Source organism: Bradyrhizobium sp., assembly GCF_027451485.1.
GTDB lineage: Bacteria > Pseudomonadota > Alphaproteobacteria > Rhizobiales > Xanthobacteraceae > Bradyrhizobium.
Window position 1 is genome coordinate 1 of record NZ_DAIDJE010000044.1, and the last position, 19214, is coordinate 19214.

Here is a 19214-nt window from a genome sequence, read left to right on the forward strand (position 1 = left end):
GTCGAAAATCGGCCGACCGGCAGGCGCCCAGAGGCTGGCGATCCGGGGGCGGCTCTGATACATGAAAGCCGAGTTGACGCTTCACAGAAGCGAAATACTCCGGTCCCGTAGCTCAGCTGGATAGAGCGACGGTTTCCTAAACCGTAGGTCGCATGTTCGAGTCATGCCGGGATCGCCATTCTTTCAGCTGTTCGGATGAAAGCTGATAGCCCGCAGCAACTGACGTTCGAAGCCGGAAAGTCCGGGCCGCTCTCCGCGCTCGTGCTGCGTCCCGAGGCGTCACGCGCCTGCTTCGTCTTCGCCCATGGCGCGGGTGCCGGAATGGCCCATTCCTTCATGGCGACGTTTGCGGGAGGCCTTTGCGGGCGCGGGATTGCCAGCCTGCGCTATCAATTCCCCTACATGGAAAAGGGCAGCAAGCGGCCGGATGCGCCGGCCGTCGCGCAGGCAGCTGTGCGCGCCGCCGTCACGGAAGCCGGACGAATCTTCCCGCGTCTTCCATTGATCGCCGGCGGCAAATCCTTTGGCGGCCGCATGACCTCGCAGGCGCAGGCGGCGTCTCCCTTGCCGGGCGTGCGCGGCATCGCTTTTGTCGGCTTTCCCTTGCATCCGGCGGGAAAACCGTCGACTGACCGCGCCGATCACCTTGCCGGGATCGATATTCCCATGTTGTTCCTGCAGGGAACGCGTGACACCCTGGCCGAAGTGGCGCTGATCGGCCCGGTCGTGCAACACCTCGGTCCGCGCGCGACCTTGCATCTGGTCGAAGGCGCCGATCATTCCTTCCACGTGCTGGCGCGCTCGGGCCGCAATGACGTCGAGGTGATGAACCAGATGATCGATGCGTTCGCCCGCTGGATGGATTCGGTCGTCTGAATGCGGCAACCAGGCCTTCAACACCCGCGGCAGATGCCGTGGATCTGCCGGTCCAGCGCCTGGTCTTCCTGCTTCATCTGCTCGAGCGCTTCCATGGTCGCATCGCGACGCGGCTCAGGAGGCTTTCGTTTGGCGGCCAGTTCGGCCTCCTGCCGCTGATAGCAGGCTTCGCGCTCTGCCTTAGCCTGGATGAACCGGCATTGTTCCACTGCAGTCGCGGGAGCAACGCTCACCATCAGCCCGGCGCAAGTCACAAGGGCGGCGAGCGTGAAGGCGAGACCTTTCGTTCGGACGGAGATCATGCGCTGCTTTCATATTCGGCTGCGGTGCTGCCGACGGTGGTGATGCCGATCTTCGATAGCAAAAAATGTCAGCCCGGGGCATTATATTCCCCTGATCCACCGGAAATCCGACTTGAAATTCACATCCATCGAAAAACCTGCGTCCCGCCTGAAAAGCCGGATGAAGGCGTTTGAACTCTTTTTCCTGACTTTGGTGCTGACGCTGACCATCAGCGTGAGCGCGCGAGCCGATGATGCTCTCAAGGCGCGGGTCGGCGTCTTGAAATTGTCGTCATCGGCGCCGGTCTTCATCGCGCAGGACAAGGGATATTTTCGCGATGCGGGTCTCGACATCGACCTGAAATTCTTCGATGCGGCGCAGCCGATTGCGGTGGCGACGACCTCGGGCGATGTCGATATCGGTGTCACCGCCTTCACCGCCGGGCTTTATAACCTTGCCGGCAAGGGCACGCTGAAGGTGATCGGCGGCATGAGCCGCGCAAAGGCCGGCTATCCGCTGATCGGCTATTTCGCCAGCAACAAGGCCTATGCCAATGGCCTGAAGACGCCGAAGGATCTCGCCGGCAAGCGCGTCGCGGTGACGCAGATCGGCTCCAGCTTCCATTACTCGCTCGGGCTTCTGGCCGATCGCGACGGCTTCAGGCTTTCCGACATCCGGGTGGTGCCGCTGCAGTCGCTGTCGAATGTCGCCGCTGCGCTGAAGGGAGAGACCGTCGATGCCGCCTTGCTGCCGGTCTCGGCCGCGCGCAAATTGATGGACGACGGCGGGGCAAAACTGCTCGGCTGGGTCGGTGATGAGACGCCGTGGCAGGTGGGCGCAGTGTTCGCTTCGCCGAGGACGCTTGAGAAAAAAGCGCTCGTGACGAAATTTCTTGCGGCGATCGCCCGCGCCGACCGCGAATATCATGACGTCATCCTCGCAGCCGTCGCCGGCGGCAAGGCACCAATCAACGACAAGACCCGGCCGCTGCTCGAGATCATCGCCAAGTACACCAATCTGCCGCTCGAACAGGTGGTCGGCAATTGCGCCTATATCGATCCCGAGGGAAGGCTGGACGTCAAGAACGTCGCCCACCAGATCGCGTGGTTGCAGGGCGAGGGTTTTGTCGACAAGGGTGTCACGGTCGATGCGATCATCGCCAAGGATTTCGTGAAGCCGGATTGAGCGGCCGCGCGGCTTCGTCCTTGGAGACACCGCGTTGCGGCTCCTCAGGATGAGCAGATGGTGCTATCCCCGTCCGTGAAAATCTCTCCTCACGGGGAGAAGGGCGAAGCCCGCCTCGAACCATGAGGACCGACAACAGCAGGCTGAACCGAGTGGACCTGATCGCCAATCACATCTCGCATCGATTCGGCACGCTCAATGTGCTCGACGCCGTCTCGTTCACCGTTCGAGCCGGCGAAGTGGTCGCCGTCGTCGGTCCTTCCGGCTGCGGCAAGAGCACGCTGCTGTCGATCCTCGGCGGGCTGTTGCAGCCATCCTCAGGCGCGGCGGAATTGCGGGGCGCGGCTTCGCCGCAAAGTCTCAATCCGCTGACCTTCGTGTTTCAGGATTTCGCACTTCTGCCCTGGTGCACGGTTGCGGAAAATATCGAATTCCCGCTCTGCCATGCGATGTCGGATTCCGCCGCGCGGCGTGCCGTCGTCGACGATGTCCTGCGCCGCATCGGTCTGTCGGATTTTCGTACCGCCTATCCGAAGCAGCTTTCCGGCGGCATGCGTCAGCGTGTCGGCATTGCACGTGCGATCGCCGTGAGGCCTGCGATCCTGCTGATGGATGAGCCGCTGTCAGCGCTCGATTCGCAGACCCGCGAATTGCTGATGGAGGATTTCAGCCGGCTGCTGGCGGAGGCCGCGATGGGTGCGGTCTATGTCACCCACAATCTCGAAGAAGCGGTGCGGCTGGCGGATCGCATTGTCGTGCTGTCGCGCCGTCCCGGCCGTGTTCGCGAGGTCGTCAGCATTCCGTTGACGCGCGCCGAGCGTGGCGAGATCCGCGGGCGCGAAAAGCTCACGGCGTTGCAAGCCGAACTTTGGTCGCTGATCCGGAGCGAGGCGATCGACGCCGAACGCGAGGTCCAGGATGCTTGACCGCGCCGGAGAAAAGTCCCAGGCGCTGCAAGCTGGCGGCGATAACCTGCGCAAGGTTGCATTTCGCGGCGGCGGCTTCTCGCCGAAAACCTCGCGCTATGCCGGCCTGCTCGCGCTCGCCGTCGTCATCGTGCTTTGGCAAGCCGCCGGCAGCCTGTCGCTGGTCAATCCGATATTCCTGCCGAGCCCGCTTGCGATCGCGCGCGCCATCGTTCAACTCGCCTCGTCAGGCGCGCTCTGGCAGCATCTCGCTTATTCGATGATGCGGATCGGCACGGGCTGGCTGCTCGGCACCGTGGCCGGAATCATCGTCGGCTTTGCGATCGGGCTCTCGACGTTGGCGCGCAGCGTCGGCATCACCTTCATCTCGGCGCTGTTTCCGATCCCCAAGATCGCGCTGCTGCCGCTTCTGATCCTCTGGCTCGGCATCGGCGAGGAGCCGAAGATCGCGACCATTGCGCTCGGCGTTTTCTTCTCCACCGCGATCTCGGTCTATAGCGGCGTCGATGCCGTGCCGCGCAACCTCATTCGGATGGCGCAGAGCTTCAATGTCCCGTTCCTGACGATCGTTCGCCGCGTGGTCTGGCCCGGCGCCCTGCCGTCGATCCTTGCGGGCTTTCGTATTACCGCGTCGATCGCGCTGCTGCTCGTCGTCAGCGCCGAAATGATCGGCGCCGAATACGGCATCGGCGCATTCGTGCTACAGGCCGGCAATCTGATGCAGACCGATCAGCTGCTCGCCGGAGTGGTCATCCTGTCGCTGTTTGGCCTTTTGGTCGGATGGCTGATCAGCCGGCTCGAGAAGCGGCTGTTGCATTGGCGGTGACCGTGAGCCCCAACAATGGTCGTCAAGCGGCCTAGCCGTTCTTCAAACGGCTATGCCCGGCCATCAAAGGGTTGAGTGACGGCGGGTTGTTATGCGTTGCCGCGATCCTCGCGGAACAGGTCGAGCTTCTGCTGCACCGGGCGGTCGGAGAAGGAGAACAGCACCGAATCCGCGTCGGCCTCGTGGGTGACCCAGTGCCAGCTCGGCACCACGAACAGGTCGCGCGGCCCCCATTCAAAGGTCTGGTCACCGATCCTTGTGCGGCCCTTGCCTTCGATCGCGGCGAACACGGTCGCGTCTGTCGAGCGATAGCGCGCGGTCTTGAAGCCCTTCGGCAGCAGCTGAATGAAGGTGCCGATGGTCGGCATCGCGAAGTCGCCGGTTTCGGGGTTGGAGAACTTCAGCTTCAAGCCGTGGCAGGCGTCCCATTCGTCGCGCTGCCTGGCAGTCTCCAGCGCCTCGCGCGTGTAGGAATAGGGATAATTGAAGATCGGCGAAGTCTTCGATTTGCGCTTCTCGTCGACTGGCAGCAGGTTGCGGCCGTAACGCGCAAAGCTGTCGCCGGCGACGCGGGTGATCTTCTGCTGGTCTTCCTTCAGGCCTTCCGCGAAGGAGGCATCGAAGAATTTCACCATCGGAATGTCGAGGCCATCGAGCCAGAACATCGGCTCCTTGGTTTCGTTGGAATGATCGTGCCAGGTCCAGGCCGGCGTGATGACGAAATCGCCCGGCGACATCGCGGTGCGCTCGCCATCGACCGAGGTAAAGGCGCCCTTGCCTTCGAGCACGAAACGCAGCGCCGACTGGCTGTGCCGGTGTGCGGGGGCGATATCGCCCGGCACCACCATCTGCACGCCGGCAAACAGCGAGGTCGTGATCTTCGACTGGCCGCGCAGTCCCGGATTTTCCAGTACCAGCACGCGCCGCTCGGCTTCCTTGGCGGTGATCAGCTTGCCGGCCTCGTTCATGTAGGCGCGGATGGCGTCGAACTTCCACAAGTGAGGCTGGCAGGCGCTCTTCGGCTCCGGCGTGATCAGGTCACCGAGCACGTTCCACAGGGCGGAGAGATTTTCGCCGTCGATCTTCTTGTAGAACGCCTCGCGTTCCGGTGTTTTTTGCACCGCTTCCATGGCTCGACCTCCCATAATGTTATCTTGTTCTCAATTGACAGTATACTGCCAATATGGCTAGCGTCAATCGCGCCCCTAAAGGGTTACGCGATAAATAAAACGGGAGGTCGTCCATGAAGCTGCACGGCTATTTCCGCAGCAGCGCGTCATATCGGGTCAGAATTGCGTTGAACCTGAAGGGCTTGAGCGCGGAACACCTGAGCCATCATTTGCGCAGGGGCGAGCAGCACGCTCCCGGCTATCTCGCGATCAATCCGCAAGGGCTCGTTCCAACGCTGGAAGGGGACGGCGGCTCCGTTCTCACCCAATCGCTTGCGATCATCGAGTGGCTGGATGAGACACATCCCGCACCGCCGCTGTTGCCGAAGGAGCCGCTGCGGCGCGCGCTTGTGCGTGCCTTCGCGCAAGTGGTGGCCTGCGACATCCATCCGGTGCAGAACCTGAAAGTTCTGGCGCGGCTGCGCGAACTCGGCCTTGCCGAAGACAAGGTCACGGAATGGGCGGCGTGGGCCAACCGCGAAGGCCTCATGGCCTGCGAAAAGCTGATCGCCAGCGAAGCCGGGCCATTCTGCTTTGGCGATACGCCGACCCTCGCCGATCTCTGTCTGGTGCCGCAGCTTGCCAATGCGCGCCGGTTCGGCGTCGACGTTGCGGCCTTTCCCCGTTTGCTGAAAGCGGAATCGGCGGCGAAAGCCCTCAAGGCGTTCGCCGAGGCCGCACCGGAGCGGCAGGCTGATGCAGAATAGGCCCGACATAACGATGGACGCGGTCTACACCGCGCCAGGCTATCTGTTTCGCCGGATGCAGCAGATCGCGGTCGCCATCTTCATCGAGGAATGCCGCGATTTCGACCTGACGCCGGTGCAATACGCCGCGCTGATCGCGATCCGCACCCATCCCGGTATCGACGCGACGCGACTCTCTGCCGTGATCGCCTTCGACCGTTCGACGCTCGGCAGCGTGATCGAGCGGCTGGAAGCCAAGGGCTATATCGAACGCAAGCCGGCACCAGAGGACAAGCGCGTCAAGCTTCTGTACCTGACCAAGGCCGGCAGCAGCCTGCTTCGCGACATCATGCCTGCAGTCGATCGCGCACAGGTGCGGATGTTGCAGCCGCTGAAACCAGCCGATCGCAAGACGCTGCTGGTGCTGCTTGCGCAGCTCGTCGATCTTAACAACGAGGCCTCGCGCGTGCCGCTCCGGGCCGAGGATGCGTTGGAGCATTTGGGGAAGGTAGGCTGATGGCGGGTGCTGACAGACAACCGGTCCTGATCGCGGGCGGCGGCATCGGAGGCCTCGCGGTGGCGTTGGGCCTTGCGCAAAAGGGCATCCGATCAATCCTGCTCGAGAAGGCGTCAGTCCTCGGCGAGATCGGCGCCGGCATTCAGCTCGGGCCGAATGCATTTCACGCCTTCGACTATCTTGGCGTCGGCGAGGCCGCGCGCAACATGGCGGTCTATGTCGATCAGCTGCGGCTGATGGATGCAATGACGGCAAAGGAAATCTGTCACGTCGACCTTGGCGATGCGTTTCGCACGCGCTTCGGCAATCCCTATGCCGTGGTGCATCGCGGCGATTTGCATGGCGTATTCCTCAAGGCCTGCCGCGATTCCGATCTGATCGATCTGCGCGTCAGCTCGGAGATCACAGGCTATGACCAGGACGGCACGTCGGTGACCGCACGCCTCGCCTCCGGCGATCGCGTCACCGGTTCGCTCCTGGTCGGTGCAGACGGATTATGGTCGAACATCCGCAAGCAAGTGGTTGGCGACAGCAAGCCGCGCGTCTCCGGCCACACGACGTATCGCTCGGTGATTCCGACCGAGCAGATGCCGGAAGACCTGCGGTGGAACGCAGCGACGCTGTGGGCCGGACCGAAATGCCACCTCGTGCATTATCCGCTTTCGGGCTGGAAGGTGTTCAACCTCGTCGTCACCTGTCACAACGACGCCCCGGAGCCGGTCGCCGGCAAGCCGGTGCCCCATGACGAGGTGATGAGGGGGTTCGCGCACATCAATGAGCGTGCGCTCGAGATCATCCGCCACGGCACCAACTGGAAACTCTGGGTGCTCTGCGACCGCGACCCGACCGAGCGCTGGGTCGACGGCCGCGTCGTGCTGCTCGGCGATGCCGCCCATCCCATGCTGCAATATTTCGCGCAAGGCGCCTGCCAGGCGATGGAAGATGCTGTGTGTCTTTCTCACATGCTCGGCAGCCATGCCGGCGATCACGCCAACGCTCTGGAGAAATACCGCGCGCAGCGTTTCCCGCGCACGGCGCGGGTGCAGATGCTGTCGCGCGCCATCGGCGAGCACATCTATCACCCCTCGGGCGAACATGCCCGCTTGCGCAACGCCATCATGGGCGCGAAGTCGCAAGGCGAATGGTATGGCGATCTCGCCTGGCTCTACGGCGGCACGGGCCTGACGGCGTGAGATCGTGCCAGTCTTAAGCGGCCTTGGCCTGCACCGCGTCGCAGAACTCGGCGAGGCGCTCGGCAAGCCGCAGGGTCGCGGGGCTGGCGTCGGGCGATGCGACCAGTGCGACTTCGGTGCGGTCGATCGGAGAGAAGCCCTCCTTGGCCGTGAGCACGCGATGGTCAGCCTGGATCGACATTTCCGATAGAATCCCCAAACCCATGCCGGCGGCGATTGCGGCCTGAATGCCGGCAAGGCTGGAGCTCGAATAGGCCATGTGCCAGGTTCGGCCGGCGCTTTCCAGCGCGTGGATCGCGCCGGCGCGATAGAGACAGCCGAGCGGAAAGCCGATCAGCGGCACGGAGCCGGCTCTCGCATCGATCGGATGGCTCTTGCTGGTGACCCAGTGCACGCGCTCCGGCCACACGGCGATACCGCCCTTTTCGCCAGCCGTTCGCTTGAACAGCGCGAGGTCGAGATCGCCGCGCTCGAGATCGCGCTTCAAATTCACGCTTTGATCGGCGCGGACGTCGAGTCGCAGATTGGGGTGGGACCGCGAAAAGCTCGCCAGCAGCTTGGCCAGCCGATAGGCAGCGAAATCTTCCGGCACCCCGAGCCTCACCGCGCCTTCATTGCCCGGCCGCGCCAGCACGTCACGGGCCTCTTCTTCCAGGGCGAGAAGTCGCCGCGCATAGAACAACAGCCGCTCGCCGGTTTCAGTCGGCGTCACATCCTTGCCGCTGCGATTAAGAAGCGGCTGGCCGATATCGTCTTCCAGCCGCTTGATCTGCTGGCTCACGGTGGACTGGGTGCGATGGACGCGCTCCCCAGCGCGGGTGAAGCCGCCAGCGTCCACCACCGACACAAAACTGCGCAACAGCTCGAGGTCCAGCATGAGAGTAAGCCATTTATTTTTCCACTGGATAGTAGTTTATTATTTAATTTCCAAATAGCAAGGGGCGGACCTAGATCATGGGCAAGGAGAATGCCCCATGTCTCAGGCCACCTCATCGGTCGTCCCGTCGGTCGCGGGACCGCGAGCCGCCCTCAATTCGCTTCCGCTCCTGATCGCACTGTTCTGCCTGCTTTGGAGCTATGCCTTCGTCGCCGGCAAAATCGGCGTCACCTATTGTCCGCCGCTGATCCTGCTGGCGGCCCGCTTCTCGCTGGCCGGCATGCTGATTCACGGCACGGTTGCGCTGCGCGGCGACCGCTGGTCACTGTCGCTTCGGGATACGCTGGTGTTCGCCCTGATCGGCGTCGCCAACAACGCGCTCTATCTCGGCCTCGGCTATACCGGCCTGAAGAGCGTGTCCGCCGGTCTCGGCGGCCTGATCGTCAGCGCCAATCCGGTGTTCACGGCTGTGTTCGCGGCGCTCCTGCTCAACGAGCAACTTGCCTGGCGCAAGGTCTTTGGACTTCTGCTCGGCATTCTCGGCGTCGGGCTGATCGTCTGGCATCGCTTGTCGGTCGGCACCGACAGCCTGCACGGCATCCTCTTCACCTTTGCCTCGCTGGCGTCGATCGTCGCCGGAACCATTCTGTTCAAGCTTCTGGCGCCGAAAGGCTCGCTCTGGATCGGCAACGGCGTGCAAAACATGGCCGCCGGCATCGTCCTGACTCCGATTGCCTTCACATTTTCCAGCGTGAGCGACATTGTGCCGAACGTCCAGCTCCTCGGTGCGTTCGCGTTTCTCACGCTGGGCGGATCGATGCTGGCCTATGTGCTCTGGTTCCATCTGCTGCGGGCTTGCGGTGCGACGGCCGCAAGCGCCTATCACTTCCTGATGCCGCCGCTTGGCATGCTGTTCGCCTGGATTGTGCTGGGCGAGCATGTCGCGATCCGCGATCTCCTGGGGATTGTTCCGGTGGCGCTCGGTATCTATCTCGTGACACGTCCGGCCGCAGCCGCGACGTCTGCCGCTTCACGATAGGAGAGTTCGATGTCTTCGCTCACCCTCACCTTGATCGGTGGCCCGACTGCTCTGATCGAAATCGACGGCTTTCGCCTGCTCACCGATCCGACCTTCGATCTGCCCGGCACCTACCAACTGCCGCATGTCAAACTGGAAAAGCTCTCCGGACCGGCACTGGCGCTGGAAGCGATCGGGGAGATCGACGCGGTCCTGCTCAGTCACGATCAGCACGCCGATAACCTGGACGAATCCGGCAAGCACTTCCTGCCGAAGGCCAAGCGCGTGCTGACGACGGAGGCGGGAGCGAAAAGGCTCGGCGGCCATGCCGAAGGTCTCGCGCCCTGGACCAGCACAGAGTTGTCGAAAGGCGGGCGCTCGCTGACGGTCGTGGCGACGCCGGCGCGCCACGGCCCCCACGGGATTGAACCGTTGTCCGGTGACGTCATCGGCTTCGTGCTCGTCTCAAAGGAATTTCGTCCGATCTATATCAGCGGCGATACCGTCTGGTATGACGGCGTGGCGGAAGTGGCGCGACGCTTCAAGGCCGGCGTCGTGATGCCGTTCGCGGGCGCGGCGCAGACCCGCGGTCCGTTTCATCTGACGATGGACACCAACGACACGATCGAGACCGCGCGCGCCTTTCCCGATGCCGTGATCGTGCCGCTCCATACCGATGGATGGGCGCACTTCAGGCAAAACGCGGCCGATTTGCGCGCCTCTTTCGATGCGCTCGGATGCGGAGCGCGCCTGAAGCTGCTTGAGGCGGGTGTCGCGACCGCTATCGAGTTGCCACGCTAGCTGGTCAGGCCGGTTGCCTGTCCGGGATGCCGCCAATCGATTCGGCTAGCGCCGGCTGGATGGAGGGAGCCACAATATTGGCTTCAAGGCCGGTCTCATCCTCTCTCGCGCGGCCGGCTCCGCGGCTTACGGCAATCATGATGGCGCAGACCGCATAGAAGCCCACGCCGATCGCGTAGGTGTTGGCAATGCCGAAAGCGATCGACAAGGCCATGCCGAGCACGGACGCGAGCATCGACGTAATGCCGTTGGCGCTCCAAAAGAACGGAAGCAACTCCGATCGGTCGCGCCAGACGCTCAGTCCGAGCGGGAACATCATTCCCATGCAGAATGCCGGCGGTGCCAGCAACAGCACCGACAGCAGAATGCGGGCGTCGGTGGCCGCCGATCGCGCCACAGTGGTCAGTAAGGGAGTGAGCAGTCCTGCGACAGTGAGCGTTACCAACAGGGCAGCGGCCCTGACGATCACTGCGCCCGGCCGGGGGTAGCCGGCGGTAACAGTGGTGCTGCCGATTCCACTGAAAAGGAGGATCGTGAAAAGGACGACGGCGAGCCCATAGACGGGATGTCCGAGGAAGACCGCCAGCCGCTGCATCTGCGAGACCTCGATCAGCATGAAGCCCATGCCGATCGCGCAGAAATATGCCAACGGCGGCGTCAGTGCCGACGGCGGCATCCGCTTCGCCAGCCGGAGGAACGGAACGAAGATGTAGTAAACGCAGGCGCACAGCGCCACCAAGATCAATATCAGCGTCGTGCTGATCGCCGCATTGTTGTTGGAAAGCGTCGCCGAGGGCTTGGTGAAGAGATTGCGGAAGCGCTCGGTAAAAAAGAAGAACGGATTATCGTCGGTCGAAGGGGTGATGTTTTCGACCAGAGATGCGAAGAAGGCGCGGTCGGCCTTGCCGGACATCAGCGTCGAGGTAATTGCGTCGTAAGCGACGTCCGGTCCGATCAGGACCTTGAAACCTTGCGCTTCGAGTTTCGCCTGCGCCTTAAGCCATTCGGCGTTCGTCAGTGCGTCCGGGCGGGTTATCACGGTGACGATGTTGTCGACGTTCACAGCGATGACATGCTTCGACAACTCGGCGGCAGGCACACCTTGACGCTGCAGTGCGCTGGCTGCGATCGCAACAAGCCGGTGAAGCTCGACGCGATGGCTCTTGGGGTCAAACCAGCGCGATACCGACAGCATTCCGCCCGGTTTCAAAGACCGGTAAAAATCGTCCCATGCGTCCACCGTATAAAGCCGGTTCTCGGTCAGCGTCAGCCCGCCGGCCGCCGTAGCCGCCCAGGTGTCGATCAGTGAAATCTGCACAAGGTCGTAGCGCTCGGAGGAATGATTGATGTAGCTGCGCGCCTCGGCGTTGACCAGAGATACGCCAGGCTGACGATCGAGATGACCGGAGAAGTCGGCGAACTTATCCGTGAGGACTTCGAAGATCGCGGGGTTGATCTCAATCCCGCGGATATGCTTCGCGCCAAACAGCAGCCCGGAAAGAATGTCGCGCCCGCCGCCGACGCCGACGACCGCCACGTCGGTAACCGGCTCGACCAGATAAGCGGCATTGATGACGTCGTCCTTCAGGTAAGCCGCCTTGTCGAGATCGCCGTCGTTGCGCGTAATGACGGTGTTTGCACCGGCATCGATGTCGAGGATGTGCTGATCAATCCTCGTCTTGGGCGCACGGGCAAAGCCCCAACCGAACGGCTCGGACTCGCCGAGTGCAATCACCCGAATGCGGGAGTAGGTGTTCCAGCGTTCAAACAATGTGCCCGTCTGCCGAACGCCCTTGGCCCAGAACACGCCGAGATGGCTCTTGCCGGAAATATCCAGACCCGCGTGCATGGCCGTTACGATCGTCAAGATCAGTGCGACCGCGCCGCTCAGCCGCGCACTGCGGAGGTCCGCGCTACCGCGTGCCATGATCCAGCCCGCGCCCGCGGCAAAAGCGGCGATCCCCATCGTTGCGCTGACGGGGTCGACGACAAGCAGCAGCAGGATCACGCCAATGCATCCGAGCGCTGCCCCCGCAAGATCAGCCGCATAGAGCCAGCCGCCGCTGTAGGGCAGGCGAGTCAGCAAGAGCGTTATACAGACGCCGCTTTCGGTGAAGGGCTTCACAAATGCGATCGTCGCGATTCCCAGCGCCACCGTCACGTATGCGGCGGGAGCCACGAGGGGTACGCACAGAAAGGCTGCCATCGCGCTAACGCCGGTCATCGCAAACCAGGAGGCGTGCCTTGCGAACTCGATCCCAACGCGCTCCGGGGTGTAGCGGGCGGGATGGTTATAGACCTCCATCGCCCCGCGGGTCAGCCCGAGCATGGCGAGTGAAATGGCGGCGAATGCGAAATGGTAGTACAACATCACGCTGAAGAATCGCGTGATCAAAATCTGGTAAGACAGGGTTGCCGTCGCCAGGGCAAAAATCGCGAAATAGCAGCGGCCGGGAATTCGAACGGATGCTTGCAAGGTAGAATCCTTGATGGATTGCGGCCAGTCTGCGACGCAACCTGCTTCCTACGATACCTTGCATAATGTTTGCTTAAGAGCGCGGGCGGATTGTCGCGCCGTTCGGTAGCTTCGGTTTAGCGATAGACTGGGGCGCAATACAACGGTGCTGTCGGAGCGTTAATCCTTGCGGAACACGACCGAGGCCATCCAGCCGGCCATCAGCGCCATGAAGGCGGTGAACAGGCCGTACACCAGCCCGTCCTGACGGGCGGCCGTGGCGACGAATTGCTCGAAGCCGACCTTGACGATGTCGAAAGCGGTGTCGGTCCGCGTGATCAGGGCGCCATCGGCGAACAGCTTGATCTCGACCTTGTAGGTGCCGATCGGCACGGCGGCCGGCAGGGGAATGCCGGTGCGGAACAGCGTTGGCGTCAGGAAGGTCACGGCCGACGTCTCTTCGCGATAGAGGCCCTGTTCGCGGCGCAGTCGGACAAAGGCGCTGCGGAAGGCATCATTGGGTACGACGTCGGCATAATCGGTGCCCACCCGCTGGGTCAGCAGCACGTTGTTGAGACCGAGCTGCTGCCGCCGCTCCACGTCGGGCGAAGCGATCGCATCGAACGGGCGGTTCGAGAACAGTGCGAGATAAGTCGGCACCTGTATGAATTCGCGGTAGTCGGTATTGATCCAGATGCCGAATTTGCGTTCCTTGCGCCGCGTCACCATGTCGGCGCGGGGCCCGATGACCGTGACAACGAGATCGTAGTTGTTGCGGCCGGGCGGCGTGGAGGCGTCCTTCTCGACTGAGCCGAACAGCACCAACTCCTCGCCGGAATAGGCCGGCGTCACGGTCACGCGATGATTCGAGACCGAGACGATCAGCCGTTCTGCGCGCGCCGGCTGAGCGATGCCGGCTGCGCCGAGCGCGATCATCGCTGCAAAGACGGCGCAGAGGACGCGTCCGCTCATACGGCGCCTCCGGTTTGGCGGATGGTAAAGAGATCGTCCGGGCGGATGACAAGTTCGTAGGCAAAGCGAATGCCGACTGCCAGAATCAGAAGTCCGAGCAGGAGCCGCAGATGCTCGCCGCGAATCTTTTGGCCCGCGCGGGCGCCGAATTGGGCCCCGGTGACGCCGCCTGTCATCAGGACCAGTGCCAGCACGGCATCGACCAGATGGTTGGTGATCGCATGCAGGAGCGTGGCGAACACCATGGTGACCAGCGTCAGCACCATCGAGGTGCCGATCACCGTTGAGGTCGGCACGCGCAGGAAATAGATCATGATCGGCACGAGGATGAAGCCGCCGCCAATGCCCATGATGGCGCCGATGAATCCGATGATCAGTCCGACACCGATCACGGGAATGACGGACAGATAGATCTTGGAGCGCTTGAAGCGCATCTTGAACGGCAGGCCATGGACCCAGCCGTGGCTGCCGGACCGGCGCAGCGACACCGCCATGCCGCGGCGGACGCGGAGCATCGAGCGCAGGCCTTCCCAGAACATCAACCCGCCGACGGTGGTCAGCAGCACGACGTAGGAGAGGGCGATCATCAGGTCGAGCTGGCCGAGCGAACGCAGCAGCGTAAAGGTCCAGACGCCGAGCGCCGTACCAATCGTGCCGCCGCATAACAGCACGAGCGCGAGAGCCGGATCGATGGCGCGGCGTCGCCAGTAGGTAATCGCGCCGGAAAAGGACGAGGCTGCGATGTGGCTGGCGACGGAGGCGACCGCGACCGACGGCGCGATGCCGATGAAGATCAAAAGCGGCGTCATCAGGAATCCGCCGCCGATGCCGAACATGCCGGAGACAAAGCCGACCGCCGCGCCCATGGCGAGGATAAGAAAAATGTTGACCGGAATGTCAGCGATCGGGAGATAAAGCTGCACGCGCGTCGTTTCCGGATGGACCGTGAGGCCGGCGGAAACCGCCCCGGGGCCAGGTTTCTTGGGAGCGCGGAGAAAGCCGCATCCCTGCATAGCCGAAATCGGTAATTGGAGGGATTAAAGAATCCGCACGCAGCGCGTTTTTTTGCCGATCGCCGCCCGCAACTTTGGATGTGGTGAAAAATACCTGTTAACGGCGAGCCGCCTTCGTGACCTTCGCGATTGTGATCCGGCAACGCAAAGCCAGTTGATCGGTCGGATCAGCCGCCGATCGTCCAATCGAACTTGTCGGATCGGAATGGTTCGGCGGCGCCTCAAGCGCGCCGCTTGACTTCAGTGGGCCGACGCCGTGCGCTTGGCTCCGGCTGCCCTGGCGGCCGGCTTTGCCAGCGTCGGCGTTGCTTGGGCCGGTGCGGAATCCCATCCGCCAGCGGGGCTTGCCACATTGACGGCATCGTCGGGCTGAGGCTCGGCCGTAAAGGTCTGGATCGCGAGCTTGGCGGCGGCGAGCGACTGCGGGTCCAGCCGCTTGGCAATGTCGTCGCGCTTGCGGCCGGCGTCGACGTCGCCCTGCGCCGCGGCGAGGCTGAACCATTTGAAGGATTCTGCGAGGTTCTGGTCGACGCCGATGCCGCGGGCGTAGAGAATGCCGAGATTGTACTGGCTGTCGGCGATACCGCGGTCCGCAGCCTTGCGGAACCACTGCGCCGCGCTCTTGTAGTCGGCGCCCTTGCCGCCGCCGTCGGCATAGAGCACCGCGAGGTTGTGCATCGCCTTGGCGTTGCCGCGTTCAGCAGCCTGAGTGTAGTAGCGACGGGCGATGTCGACGTCCTTCGTTACGCTCAGGCCCTTCTCGTAGAAGGTTCCAAGGCGGAAGATTGCCGGTACCACGCCGGCCTGCGCCGCGCGATCGAACCATTTGGCCGCCTCGTCGTAGTTCACCGCGACGCCTTTGCCTTCGGCGAAGCGCACCGCGACCTCATATGCCGCGCTCGGATCGCCCTTGAGCACGGCGGCGCGTAGAACAGGACCGCCGATGGACTCCGGCAGCCTTTCGGTCGGCGGCACCGCGATCATCGCCAATTTCGGCGGGCTCGAAACATTCTTCGCAAGCGGGATTGTTCCGGTCACGTCGTCGTTTGCCGCGGCTGACGACGAGTCCTGCGGAAGAGGGCCTGAGGCGGCGCTGTCGGCTCTGTCAGGGGCGGCATTGAAGGACTGTCGTCCGATCGGAACCGGCGATGTCATCGAGGGCCCGGTCGGCGCCGGCGCCAGAGTTGCGCCGCTTCCGGCAGCAGCCGCTGGTGCTGAATCGCCCGATCTCTCCACAGCGGGCATCGCCGTCGGTTCGCCGCTGTCGAGCAGCGTCATGGCCATCTTGAACGTGCCGAGCACGATCACGACGACGCTGGCGCCGACGAGCAGCGAGCGGATCTTCGAGGTGATCGTCGAAGCTGCGGCCTGACCGTTGGCCGGTGCGGCCTTCGGTTGTTTTCCGGCCTTGTCGGACGGCGGCGCGGCGGCCGCGGCCTGCGCGGCGCGTCGCGCGGCGGCGATGAAGCTCGAGGTGCTGACTGGTTCCTTCGGTACGGCCGCGGGAATGCTGCTGATCGCGCTCTCCGAAGCCGCGATGCGCTCCGCCGGTGAAGCGGCTCGTCCCGATGGCCGGGTGCCCGGCTCAAGGGGGTGATCGGGCGGCAGCTCCGGGGCGATCGACACGCGGGATGGTGCAGTGTGCGGCTCGAGGATCTCGCCGATGGTGCGAGCGGCGGCCGGTTGTAATGGCTCAGCCGCACGGAAATCCCGCGGCGCAGCCGCAAAGGCTTCCTGCGGTGTGGCTGGACTCGGCGCCGGCGGAGGGTCTTCCGCGTAGCTTGGTCCAGCCTCCGGCTCGCCCATCGGCGGCGGCGAATAGGAAGGCTCGATCGCCGATGGAGGTACGGGCTGCGCCGCCATCGGCGGTGCCGGCTGAGTGCGTACCGCACGCAGGTCGCCCTCGATCGTTGAGAGGCGATCGACCACGTGGCCCAGCGTGTTGTGGACGGCTTCCAGCGAATCCTGGGTGTGACGATTGGTTTCCGCCTGGCTGAAGCGAATGTCGGACAATTCGCGCTTGACGAGGTCCGTCAGTTCGCTGTCCCGGCCGGTCGGCGGCTCGCTGCGGCTGTCGGCGACGAAGCTGGCAAAGCTGGCATTCTGGCGTTCGAGATGGTGCAGGATGTCCTGAAGGCCTTCCTCGACCCGTCCGAGGTTGCCGGAGCGGGAGTCGCTCGAGGCTTCCAGCCGTTCGAGCAGGTAGGAGACGCGCTGTTCCAGATGGGCAAAGGCAGCGGCGTTGTCATTGCCGACCGGGATGCGGTCGAGTCGATCGGACAGCGCCATCAGGGCTCGTTCGATCTGCTCGGTGTTTTCGCTTGCGGCCGGACGCTGTTCGCGGCTCTCGAGCGAGGACATCAATGCGGCGATGCGCTGTTCAAGTGCGGCGAGCGAGTCCGATCGGTCGTCCGGTCGGGCCAATTGATCGACCTTGGCAGACAACGTGTGCACGTCGTCGGAAAGTCGTGCCAGGGCGTCGTTGGAAGCGACGTTGGAGACGATGGCGCGAAGTGCTGCGATCGCACTTTCGAGCTGGTGAATGGTCGACGGATCGTCGTTGGCCCGAATGATCTGATCGAGCTTCGCGGTCAGGTTACGAATTGCCTGATCATAGCCTGCCAGCTGTTCGGCTGGCGTCAGCGAGCGCAAGACCTCGCGGATTTCGCCGAGGGCACGCTCGATGCTGGCGAGCGCCTGGCTGTCGCTGCCGTTCTGCTTGTTGTCGTCGATCCGGCGGGAAAGCGATCGGATGTCGCTTTCGATCGATTCGATTGCGCGGCGCGGCATCGCCTCGGTGATGGCTTGGCGGATTTCGCTCAATTCGCTGCGAAAGGCTTCAATCGATTGCTCGATGTGATCCGGCCGTCGCAGCGACTCGATCTCGCTCGTGATCTTGAGGAGATGCCGCTCCAGCGAAGAGAAATCCGGGCCCGGAGACGGCGGAGCGTGGGCGGCCGCGGGCGGCGCGAAACCGGGCGTCGGCGCAATGGGCGGCGCGCTGCGAAGCGTCGGGGTCGCCGCAACCTGGTCGAGTTCGTTCTGGCGAGCGGAAATTTCCGCAATCGCCGAGTCGAACGAGGCTGGATTGAGCGGAGGCGAGGGGCGGTAGACCTGCGCGGCGGCGCGTTCGACCATCTCGGTCTGGCGCTGCTTTTCCTGCGCCTCGCGCTGGCGCGCCGGGGCGGGATTGGAAATCTGTGACAGCCGCGCATCGAGTCGGGCGATGGCGTCGTTCAGTTGCTTGGCGACGGGCGGCTCGCCGCGTGGAGCTTCGCTCCGCGGGCGTCCTTGCGAAATCTGTTCGATCTGACGGGCGATCGCGTCGAGCCGCTGGTGGATATCGGCGACATCGCGGCTTTGCTGCGCCGGCGCTGGCGGCCGCTGATCGGCAGCACCGCGGAAGCTCGGCGGCGCAGCGTCGCCCAGGTTGAGGTTGAGCCAGTCGTTCAGCGACACCCCGGCGCGGCGAGCCGCGGCCTCGGCCCGCTCCCGGACGGCAGGATCGATGCCTTCATTACTCCACGATACGCGCGAATTCATGCTTCTGTCCGGTTCCGCTTTCGGCGCTCCACCTGGCGCCTCCGGCCTCCCCGCGCGTCCCGAAATACAGACAATCGAATTCGGCGCGGGTCGTCTGCCTCTGCAGGTCGACTTTTTCGCGTCACGGTAAATAACGGGTTAAGGAAAGGCGGCCGGGCGCTCGTAAACTTTACGATCGGCTTGATTTTTCTGCCGGCCGGCTCATTCGGTCGAGCCGGTCCGCTCCCGTGTCGCAGCGTCGAGCTGCACGACATTCGCCGTATCCTGGATAGCCGACAGCGCAGTGATCGCCTCTTCGCACCACTCGGCTACCATTCGCTCGTACCGCATGCCGATGCGAAGCCCGAGCAGCTTGCCCAGGTCGGCCGGCAGCGCCGTATTGAGCGGAAAACGCTTTTTCAGAATCCGCTCATAGCGTTCGTAGCGGTCGCGGTGATGCTCCAGCCGCGCCATGAGGTCGGCGCGAAGCGGTTCGACATCCACCGCATCGAGCGCATAGATCCGGATCAGGAGGTCGTCCTTGATCTGCGCCGGGGTCGAAGGGCGGGCCGCCCAATGCCTGAAGGCGGCCCTGCCTTCGGCCGTCAGCGTGTAGACCAGCTTATTGGGCTTGCCGGTCTGGACGACCTCGCGGCCGTGGATGTGGCCGCGCTCGCGCAGCTTGGACAGCTCGCGATAGATCTGCTGATGATCGGCTTTCCAGAAAAAGCCGATCGAGGAATCGAAGGTCTTGGCGAGCTCGTAGCCCGTCATGGGCCGCTCGGTCAGGCAGGCGAGGATGGCATCACCGAGGGCCAAAGGTCGGGCTCTCCTTCAGATATCGAACGATCCGGGCCGCAACACTTGACTTTATGCATATAAGCGCATATGCGTCA

General features: G+C 63.5%; 17 protein-coding genes and 1 tRNA gene. 11 read left to right on the top strand and 7 right to left on the bottom strand.

Annotated elements, in window-relative coordinates; all coding sequences use genetic code 11:
• The first annotated feature begins 101 nt into the window (after window positions 1-101).
• The 6 genes from NEZ08_RS06125 to NEZ08_RS06150 all read left to right on the top strand — a co-directional run bounded on the left by NEZ08_RS06125 (window position 102) and on the right by NEZ08_RS06150 (window position 4095).
• A tRNA-Arg gene (locus NEZ08_RS06125) sits at window positions 102-178 on the top strand.
• A gap of 17 nt (window positions 179-195) precedes the next feature.
• Entirely contained in the window at window positions 196-876 is a 681-nt protein-coding gene (locus tag NEZ08_RS06130; RefSeq protein WP_298105234.1) for an alpha/beta family hydrolase, read from the top strand.
• 38 nt (window positions 877-914) lie between these two features.
• Window positions 915-1352 (top strand): hypothetical protein, encoded by a 438-nt coding sequence (locus tag NEZ08_RS06135; RefSeq protein ID WP_298105237.1) that lies wholly within the window; start codon window positions 915-917, stop codon window positions 1350-1352.
• On the top strand, window positions 1339-2343 hold the full coding sequence (locus NEZ08_RS06140) for an ABC transporter substrate-binding protein (RefSeq protein ID WP_298105240.1): 1005 nt from the start codon (window positions 1339-1341) through the stop codon (window positions 2341-2343). Before NEZ08_RS06135 ends, NEZ08_RS06140 begins: the two co-directional genes overlap by 14 nt.
• 152 nt (window positions 2344-2495) lie before the next feature.
• Window positions 2496-3269 (top strand): ABC transporter ATP-binding protein, encoded by a 774-nt coding sequence (locus NEZ08_RS06145; RefSeq protein WP_298105431.1) that lies wholly within the window; start codon window positions 2496-2498, stop codon window positions 3267-3269.
• Window positions 3262-4095, top strand: coding sequence for an ABC transporter permease (locus NEZ08_RS06150; RefSeq protein WP_298105243.1), 834 nt, complete (start codon window positions 3262-3264; stop codon window positions 4093-4095). Before NEZ08_RS06145 ends, NEZ08_RS06150 begins: the two co-directional genes overlap by 8 nt.
• Before the next feature lie 89 nt (window positions 4096-4184).
• On the opposite strand, the gene gtdA is transcribed toward NEZ08_RS06150, so the two are convergent.
• A complete protein-coding gene (gene gtdA, locus NEZ08_RS06155) occupies window positions 4185-5225 on the bottom strand; it encodes a gentisate 1,2-dioxygenase (RefSeq protein ID WP_298105245.1) in 1041 nt (346 codons plus the stop codon).
• Window positions 5226-5338: 113 nt separating this feature from the next.
• Here gtdA and maiA point away from each other — a divergent pair, with 113 nt between their 5' ends.
• Genes maiA through NEZ08_RS06170 form a run of 3 tightly spaced genes read left to right on the top strand, consistent with a single transcriptional unit; the run spans window position 5339 to window position 7660 of the window.
• Window positions 5339-5971, top strand: coding sequence for a maleylacetoacetate isomerase (gene maiA, locus NEZ08_RS06160; RefSeq protein WP_298105249.1), 633 nt, complete (start codon window positions 5339-5341; stop codon window positions 5969-5971).
• On the top strand, window positions 5961-6467 hold the full coding sequence (locus tag NEZ08_RS06165; RefSeq protein ID WP_298105252.1) for a MarR family winged helix-turn-helix transcriptional regulator: 507 nt from the start codon (window positions 5961-5963) through the stop codon (window positions 6465-6467). The genes maiA and NEZ08_RS06165 overlap by 11 nt, the downstream gene beginning before the upstream one ends.
• Window positions 6467-7660, top strand: coding sequence for a 3-hydroxybenzoate 6-monooxygenase (locus NEZ08_RS06170; RefSeq protein WP_298105255.1), 1194 nt, complete (start codon window positions 6467-6469; stop codon window positions 7658-7660). The genes NEZ08_RS06165 and NEZ08_RS06170 overlap by 1 nt, the downstream gene beginning before the upstream one ends.
• 13 nt (window positions 7661-7673) lie before the next feature.
• Here NEZ08_RS06170 and NEZ08_RS06175 read toward each other — a convergent pair whose 3' ends face one another.
• Complete coding sequence (locus NEZ08_RS06175; RefSeq protein WP_298105258.1) at window positions 7674-8537, bottom strand: LysR family transcriptional regulator; 864 nt, start codon at window positions 8535-8537, stop codon at window positions 7674-7676.
• 97 nt (window positions 8538-8634) lie between these two features.
• Between NEZ08_RS06175 and NEZ08_RS06180 the strand changes: the two genes are divergently transcribed.
• Window positions 8635-9576: a DMT family transporter gene (locus NEZ08_RS06180; RefSeq protein ID WP_298105260.1), complete on the top strand. Its 942-nt coding sequence runs from the start codon at window positions 8635-8637 to the stop codon at window positions 9574-9576.
• Window positions 9577-9585: 9 nt separating this feature from the next.
• The gene (locus NEZ08_RS06185) at window positions 9586-10356 is read left to right on the top strand and encodes an MBL fold metallo-hydrolase (protein ID WP_298105262.1); all 771 of its coding nucleotides are present in this window, start codon (window positions 9586-9588) and stop codon (window positions 10354-10356) included.
• A gap of 4 nt (window positions 10357-10360) precedes the next feature.
• Here the strand turns inward: NEZ08_RS06185 and NEZ08_RS06190 are convergent, their stop codons facing one another.
• The 5 genes from NEZ08_RS06190 to NEZ08_RS06210 form a co-directional block, all read right to left on the bottom strand.
• Entirely contained in the window at window positions 10361-12832 is a 2472-nt protein-coding gene (locus tag NEZ08_RS06190) for a hypothetical protein (RefSeq protein WP_298105265.1), read from the bottom strand.
• Window positions 12833-12991: 159 nt separating this feature from the next.
• A complete protein-coding gene (locus NEZ08_RS06195) occupies window positions 12992-13747 on the bottom strand; it encodes a TIGR02186 family protein (RefSeq protein ID WP_298105434.1) in 756 nt (251 codons plus the stop codon).
• A 32-nt stretch (window positions 13748-13779) separates the two neighbouring features.
• On the bottom strand, window positions 13780-14706 hold the full coding sequence (locus NEZ08_RS06200) for a sulfite exporter TauE/SafE family protein (protein WP_298105268.1): 927 nt from the start codon (window positions 14704-14706) through the stop codon (window positions 13780-13782).
• A gap of 330 nt (window positions 14707-15036) precedes the next feature.
• Window positions 15037-18339, bottom strand: coding sequence for a hypothetical protein (locus NEZ08_RS06205; protein ID WP_298105270.1), 3303 nt, complete (start codon window positions 18337-18339; stop codon window positions 15037-15039).
• 201 nt (window positions 18340-18540) lie between these two features.
• A complete protein-coding gene (locus tag NEZ08_RS06210) occupies window positions 18541-19137 on the bottom strand; it encodes a PadR family transcriptional regulator (protein WP_298105272.1) in 597 nt (198 codons plus the stop codon).
• Window positions 19138-19214 lie beyond the last annotated feature (77 nt).